This window comes from Afifella sp. IM 167, assembly GCF_020144925.1.
Lineage (GTDB): Bacteria > Pseudomonadota > Alphaproteobacteria > Rhizobiales > Afifellaceae > Afifella.
On the sequence record NZ_NSLC01000003.1, the window covers coordinates 467,101 to 473,416 of the forward strand.

Sequence of the window (6,316 nt, forward strand, 5' to 3'; positions counted from 1 at the left end):
GCGCGGCTTGCGGGCCGGGCGGGCTTTCGCTAAGCCCCCGCCTTCACTTCCACAGCACGACGTGCCGCCTTGCCCGCTCACCGATCCGTTCCTGTCGCCATCATCATGGGAAGCCGCTCCGACTGGAGCACCATGAAGAAGGCCGCCGAGAAGCTCGACGAACTCGGCGTCGCCTATGAGACGCGCGTCGTCTCCGCGCATCGCACGCCGGAGCGGCTCTTCGCCTTCGCCAAGGGAGCGGAGGCCGAGGGCTTCAAGGTGATCATCGCCGGGGCGGGGGGCGCGGCGCATCTGCCGGGCATGGTCGCATCGCTCACGCGGCTGCCCGTGCTTGGGGTCCCGGTGAAGTCGAAGACGCTGTCGGGCCAGGATTCGCTCCTTTCCATCGTGCAGATGCCGGCCGGCGTGCCGGTCGCGACCTTCGCCATCGGCGAGGCGGGCGCGGCCAATGCCGGCCTCTTCGCCGCCTCCATCCTCGCCCTCGGCGATCAGGATATGGCCGCAAAGGTCGCCGCCTGGCGCCAGCGCCAGACGGACGGCGTGCCGGAAAGGCCCGAGGACGATGGCTGAGGACGGCGGCGCGCTGCCGCCGGGCGCCACGATCGGCATCCTCGGCGGCGGACAGCTCGGGCGCATGCTCTCGCTCGCGGCGGCCGAACTCGGCCTCAAGACGCACATCTTCTGCCCGGACCGGGAAAGCCCGGCCTTCGACGTCGCCGCCCATACGACGATCGCGGCCTATGACGACGCGGCGGCGCTGGCGCTCTTTGCCGGCGCGGTGGACGTCGTCACTTATGAATTCGAGAACATCGACGTCGCCGCGGCAGAGCTTCTGGAGAAGACCTGCCCCGTGCGCCCCGGGCCGAAGGCGCTTGCCGTCTCGCAGGACCGGCTCAAGGAAAAGAATTTCCTCCGCGAGGCGGGCGTGGCCGTCGGCGCCTATCGCGCCGCCGCCAGCGAGGAAGAGCTTGCCGATGCGCTTGCCGAGATCGGCGCGCCGGCGATCCTGAAGACGCGCCGCTTCGGCTATGACGGCAAGGGCCAGGCGCGGATCGGGGCGCCGGACGAGGCGGCGGCGGCGTTCGAATCGATCGGACGGGCGCCGGCGATCCTGGAGGCGCTCGTTCCCTTCACCCGCGAGGTCTCCGTGATTGGCGTCAGGTCCGTCACCGGCGAGGTCGCGGCCTACGACGTGACGGAGAACGTCCACCGCAACCACATCCTCCATACGTCCACGGTGCCGGCGCAGATCCAGCCGGCGACGGTAGAGAAGGCGCGCGAGATCGCGGCGCGGATCCTGTCGGCGCTCGACTATGTCGGCGTCATCGGCGTCGAGCTCTTCGTCGTCGGGGAGGGGGAGGCGGAAACGCTCCTCGTCAACGAGATCGCGCCACGGGTGCACAATTCCGGCCACTGGACGCAGGACGGCTGCTCGGTCTCGCAGTTCCAGAACCACATTCGCGCCGTCGCCGGCTGGCCGCTCGGTGCAACGGAGCGCCATTCGAACGCCGTGATGACCAATCTCATCGGCGCGGAGGCCGAGGCCTGGCAGGGCCTTGCGGCGGAGCCGGGCGCCGCGCTCCACCTCTACGGCAAGCGCGAGGTTCGGCCCGGCCGCAAGATGGGCCACGTGACCCGGCTTCGCCCGCGCGCTCCGGCCGCCTGAGGCAGCCAAAGGCCGCCTTGATAAGGGCGGGAAAGTGTGGTGCAAGGCCGCAATCTTTCCCACAAGGTATCCCATGAAGATCAGCGGCAACGACATCCGCCCCGGCAATGTCATCGAGTACGACGGCTCGCTCTGGGTGGCGGTGAAGACCAACAAGGTGAAGCCCGGCAAGGGGCCGGCCTACAACCAGGTCGAGCTCAAGAACCTCATCGACGGACGCAAGCTCAACAACCGCTTCGGATCCGACGAGAAGGTGGAGCGGGCGCGCATCGAGACGAAGGACTTCCAGTTCCTCTACAAGGACGGGGACATGCTCGTCTTCATGGATTCGGGCACCTACGAGCAGATCAATCTCGCCGAGGAATGGGTCGGCGAGCGCGCCGCCTTCCTGCAGGACGGCATGACGGTGACGCTGGAGATGCACGACGAGAAGGCGATCGGCATCGCGCTTCCCGACCAGGTGACGCTGACGATCACCGAGACGGAGCCGACGATCAAGGGCCAGACGGCCGCTTCCTCCTACAAGCCCGCGATGCTGGAGAACGGCGTCCGGGTGATGGTGCCGCCCTTCATCACCTCGGGCGAGCGGATTGTCGTCGACACCAGCGAGATCAGCTACGTCAAGCGGGCCGAGTAGGCTCACAGCACATGGCCCGTACGGCACTTATCAACGTCATGGTGCGCGCCGCCACGAAGGCGGGGCGCGTGCTCGCACGCGATTTCGGCGAGGTGGAGAAGCTGCAGGTCTCGCGCAAGGGGCCGGCCGATTTCGTCTCCGCCGCCGACAGGCGCGCCGAGGAGATCATCCGCGAGGAGCTCGAACGGGCCCGGCCCGGCTATTCCTTCCTGATGGAGGAGAGCGGCGAGGCCGTCGGCGAGGACCCGCAGCACCGCTGGATCGTCGATCCGCTCGACGGCACCACGAATTTCCTGCACGGCATTCCGCTCTTTGCCGTTTCCATCGCGCTGGAGCGGCAGGGCAAGCTGACGGCGGGCATCATCTACAATCCGATCACCGACGAGCTCTATTCGGCCGAGCGCGGCGGCGGCGCCTTCTTCAACGACCGGCGCCTTCGCGTCGCCCAGCGCCGCGAGTTCCACGAGACGGTGATCGCCACCGGTATTCCCCATTTCGGACGCGGCGACCACGGACGGGCGCTGAGGCAGCTTGCCGCCGTGATGGGCGAGGCGGCCGGCATCCGCCGCTGCGGCGCGGCCGCGCTCGACCTTGCCTTCGTCGCCTCCGGGCGCTTCGACGGTTTCTGGGAGGAGGCGCTCTCGCCCTGGGACATGGCGGCCGGCATCCTGCTCATTACCGAGGCGGGCGGCTTCGTCACCGACACGTCGGGGGGCGAGAAGATGCTGGCGAACGGCACGGTGCTTGCCGGCAACGAGGCGGTGCACCGCCACCTGCTGGAGCTGGTGCGCAAGGCCAGCCGCTGAGACGGGTATCGCGGGCCGAGACGGTTTCGTCCCGCGACCAAATCAGGGTAGATTGACGCACGGGGCGGCGATTCTCAGGACCAGATGGCCACAGAGTACGATCCCTACAAGCTTTCCTCGCCCCGGATATTCCTCATCCGGATGGTGATTTTTCTCGTCATCGCGGCGTTCGTTCCCCTCATCCTCTATCGCCAGATCGTCATCGGCTTCATGTCGAATCCGGCGCTGAACGGGCTGATCGTCGGCGTCCTCGTCATCGGCGTGGTGCTGGCTTTCCGCAGCGTCGTCGTGCTGATGCCGGAGGTGCGCTGGGTCAACTCCTTCCGCCGGCGCGAAGCGGAGTTTTCCGAGCCGACGCCGAAGATGCTGGCGCCGATGGCCACGCTCCTGCGCGACCGGCGCGAGGCGATGCTGTCCACCTCGACCTGGCGCTCCATCCTCGATTCGATCGCCACGCGCCTCGACGAAAACCGGGAGATCCTGCGCTACCTGACGGGGCTTCTGGTCTTCCTCGGCCTGCTGGGCACCTTCTGGGGCCTTCTCAGGACCGTGGGCTCGGTCTCCGAGACGATCCAGTCGCTGCGCGTGGGCTCGGGCGAGGCGGGCGTCATCTTCGAGGAACTGAAGGCGGGCCTGGAAGCGCCGCTCTCCGGCATGGGCATCGCCTTCTCGTCCTCGCTCTTCGGCCTTGCCTCCTCCCTCGTCCTCGGCTTCCTCGACCTGCAGGCGGGCCAGGCGCAGAACCGGTTCTATACCGAGCTGGAAGATTGGCTCTCGACGATGACCGATCTGGAGGATTTCGATTTCGAGGGGGCGGAGACCGGCAATACGGTGCAGGAAATCCGTCTCGCGGTCGAACGCCTGTCGCGCAACGTGGAAGGCGGCGGGCGCCCGTCCATCGCCGCCATGGCGAACCTTGCGGAGGGCATCCAGGGCCTAGTCCAGCACATGCGCAACGAGCAGCAGATGGTGCGCGACTGGATGGAAGGGCAGGCCGAGCAGCGCGAGCATCTGCAATCGACGCTCGACCGCATCTCCGAAAAGCTCGGCGCCGACCCGCAGGGGCGGCTTTTCGGCGACGAGGAAGGGCGCCGCCGGCGCATGCCGGGGCTGACCGAAACGCAGGAGCGCTAGACCTTGCCGATGGCGCGCGCACGCCGTCTGCAACGGGCGGATTACTGGCCGGGCTTCGTCGACGCGATGGCGACGCTGCTGCTTGTCTTCGTCTTCCTGCTCACCGTCTTCTTCGTCGCCCAGTTCTTCCTCTCGCAGGAAATTTCCGGCCGCGACGAGGTGCTGAACCGGCTGAACGCGCAGATCGCGGAGCTGACGGAGCTTCTCGCCCTGGAGCGGACCAACAGCCGCGACCTCACCGAGACCGTCGCCTCGCTGCAGGCGAGCCTCGACAGCGCCTCCTCCGAGCGCGACCGGCTGCAGAGCCTGCTTTCCTCCAATTCCGGCGCGGCCGGCGAGGCGGATGCGAAGATATCGAGCCTGCAGAGCGACCTTGTTTCCGAAAAGCAGGTGAGCCAGCGCGCGCTCGCCCAGGTGGAGCTCCTCAACCAGCAGCTCGCCGCGCTGCGACGCCAGATCGCCGCGCTGGAAGACGCGCTGGAGGCCTCCGAAACGCGCGACCGGCAGAGCCAGACGAAGATCGCCGACCTCGGCAAGCGCCTCAACGTCGCCCTGGCGCAACGCGTGCAGGAGCTGTCGCGCTACCGCTCCGACTTCTTCGGGCGCCTGCGCGAGATCCTCGCCGGCCGCTCCGACATCGAGGTGGTCGGCGACCGCTTCGTGCTGCCTGCCTCCGTCCTCTTTCCCACGGGCACGGACGACATCACGCCGTCCTTCCGCCCGCAGCTCGACGAGCTCGCCGGGGCGATCAAGGAGCTGGAAGCGGAGATCCCGCAGGAGATCAACTGGGTGATCCGCGTCGACGGCCATACCGATAAGCGGCCGATCTCCGGCACGGGGCGCTTCCAGTCGAACTGGGACCTTTCGGCCGCCCGGGCCATCGCCGTGGTGCGCTACCTGATCGAGCAGGGCGTCTCGCCCCAGCACCTCGTCGCCGCCGGCTTCGGCGAATACCAGCCACTGGTGGAAGGCGACACGGAAGAGGCTTACGCCAAGAACCGGCGCATCGAACTCAAGCTGACCGAGCGCTAGGCGTTCGAGGCTGCCTTGGGCGCGCTTTTCGAGCCCACCAGCTTCTCGAACAAATGCCATGTCGCGTGCCCCAGCACCGGCAGGACGACGAAGAGGCCGAGGAAGGCCGGCAGCAGGGCGAGGATGGTGAGGCCGGCGACGAGAAAACCCCAGGCGAGCATCGGGCCGGGGTTCTCCTTCACCGACTTGAAGCTGACGATCATCGCCGAGACGAAATCGAGGTCGCGGTCGAGAAGGAGCGGCATCGCCACCACCGTCGCGGAGAAAAGAACCAGCGACAGGAAGGCGCCGACGGCGGTGCCGACGAGAAGGAAGCCGAGCCCTTCGGGCGTCGTCGTGACGATGGCCGCAAAGTCGGCGAAGCTCGCAAAGCTCTTGAAGCCGAGGAAGAGCGCAAGCAGCAGCCGCACCTGATAGATCCACACCCAGAAGACGAAGAGGATGACGAAGGCCATCCAGCCCATCTGCGTCTGCTGCTGGCGCAGGACGACGGTGAGCACCTTCGCCCAGGAAGGCCGCTCGCCGCGCGCGCGCCGCCGGCTCACTTCGTAAAGACCCGCCGCCACGAAGGGGCCGAGAAGGGGAAAGCCGACCCCGAGCGGCAGGATCATCCACGGCATGTCGAGCGCCACGAGGAAGGCGAGGACGCCAAAGCCGCCGGCGACGAAGATGGAGGCGAAGAAAAGCCCATAGGCGGGAAAGGCGAGATAATCGGATAGACCCGCCCTCAGCGCGGCGCGCATATCGGCGTAGGAGATCGCCCTGACATCGGGCATGCGCGGCGGCACGTAAGCCTGCGGGCCGTCTTCCTGCTGCGGCGGGGACGCGGCCGGCGATGCTTCTTCCGGATATGCTTCCGGGTCGCCCGGATTTTCCCTTGCCGACACGTCGGTCCTCCCTCGGATCCCCGCTGGGATCCTGCCTGGGGCCGCCTTTGCCGGCGGCTCTTTTCTGGAGCGAAGACTAGAGCGGTTTCAGTGCGGGCGTAAACGCCTGGCGGCCACAGAGGGCTGGCGCAGGGGGCCTGAGGAGGGGGTGGGC

General features: G+C 67.7%; 7 protein-coding genes. 6 read left to right on the forward strand and 1 reads right to left on the reverse strand.

Annotated elements, in window-relative coordinates; all coding sequences use genetic code 11:
- The first annotated feature begins 105 nt into the window (after nt 1–105).
- From purE to CLD20_RS07445, 6 genes are all read left to right on the forward strand, one after another.
- Complete coding sequence (gene purE, locus CLD20_RS07420; protein ID WP_224405984.1) at nt 106–570, forward strand: 5-(carboxyamino)imidazole ribonucleotide mutase; 465 nt, start codon at nt 106–108, stop codon at nt 568–570.
- A complete protein-coding gene (locus CLD20_RS07425; protein WP_224405946.1) occupies nt 563–1,666 on the forward strand; it encodes a 5-(carboxyamino)imidazole ribonucleotide synthase in 1,104 nt (367 codons plus the stop codon). The genes purE and CLD20_RS07425 overlap by 8 nt, the downstream gene beginning before the upstream one ends.
- A 73-nt stretch (nt 1,667–1,739) precedes the next feature.
- The gene (gene efp, locus CLD20_RS07430; protein ID WP_224405947.1) at nt 1,740–2,303 is read left to right on the forward strand and encodes an elongation factor P; all 564 of its coding nucleotides are present in this window, start codon (nt 1,740–1,742) and stop codon (nt 2,301–2,303) included.
- 11 nt (nt 2,304–2,314) lie between these two features.
- Nucleotides 2,315–3,109 carry an inositol monophosphatase family protein gene (locus tag CLD20_RS07435; RefSeq protein ID WP_224405948.1) on the forward strand — a complete coding sequence of 265 codons (795 nt, stop codon included), beginning with the start codon at nt 2,315–2,317 and terminating at the stop codon, nt 3,107–3,109.
- An 84-nt stretch (nt 3,110–3,193) separates the two neighbouring features.
- Complete coding sequence (locus CLD20_RS07440; RefSeq protein ID WP_224405949.1) at nt 3,194–4,243, forward strand: flagellar motor protein MotA; 1,050 nt, start codon at nt 3,194–3,196, stop codon at nt 4,241–4,243.
- Between the two features lie 3 nt (nt 4,244–4,246).
- The gene (locus tag CLD20_RS07445; RefSeq protein ID WP_224405950.1) at nt 4,247–5,275 is read left to right on the forward strand and encodes a peptidoglycan -binding protein; all 1,029 of its coding nucleotides are present in this window, start codon (nt 4,247–4,249) and stop codon (nt 5,273–5,275) included.
- Here the strand turns inward: CLD20_RS07445 and CLD20_RS07450 are convergent.
- Nucleotides 5,272–6,162: a DUF2189 domain-containing protein gene (locus CLD20_RS07450; RefSeq protein WP_224405951.1), complete on the reverse strand. Its 891-nt coding sequence runs from the start codon at nt 6,160–6,162 to the stop codon at nt 5,272–5,274. The genes CLD20_RS07445 and CLD20_RS07450 overlap by 4 nt on opposite strands.
- Nucleotides 6,163–6,316 lie beyond the last annotated feature (154 nt).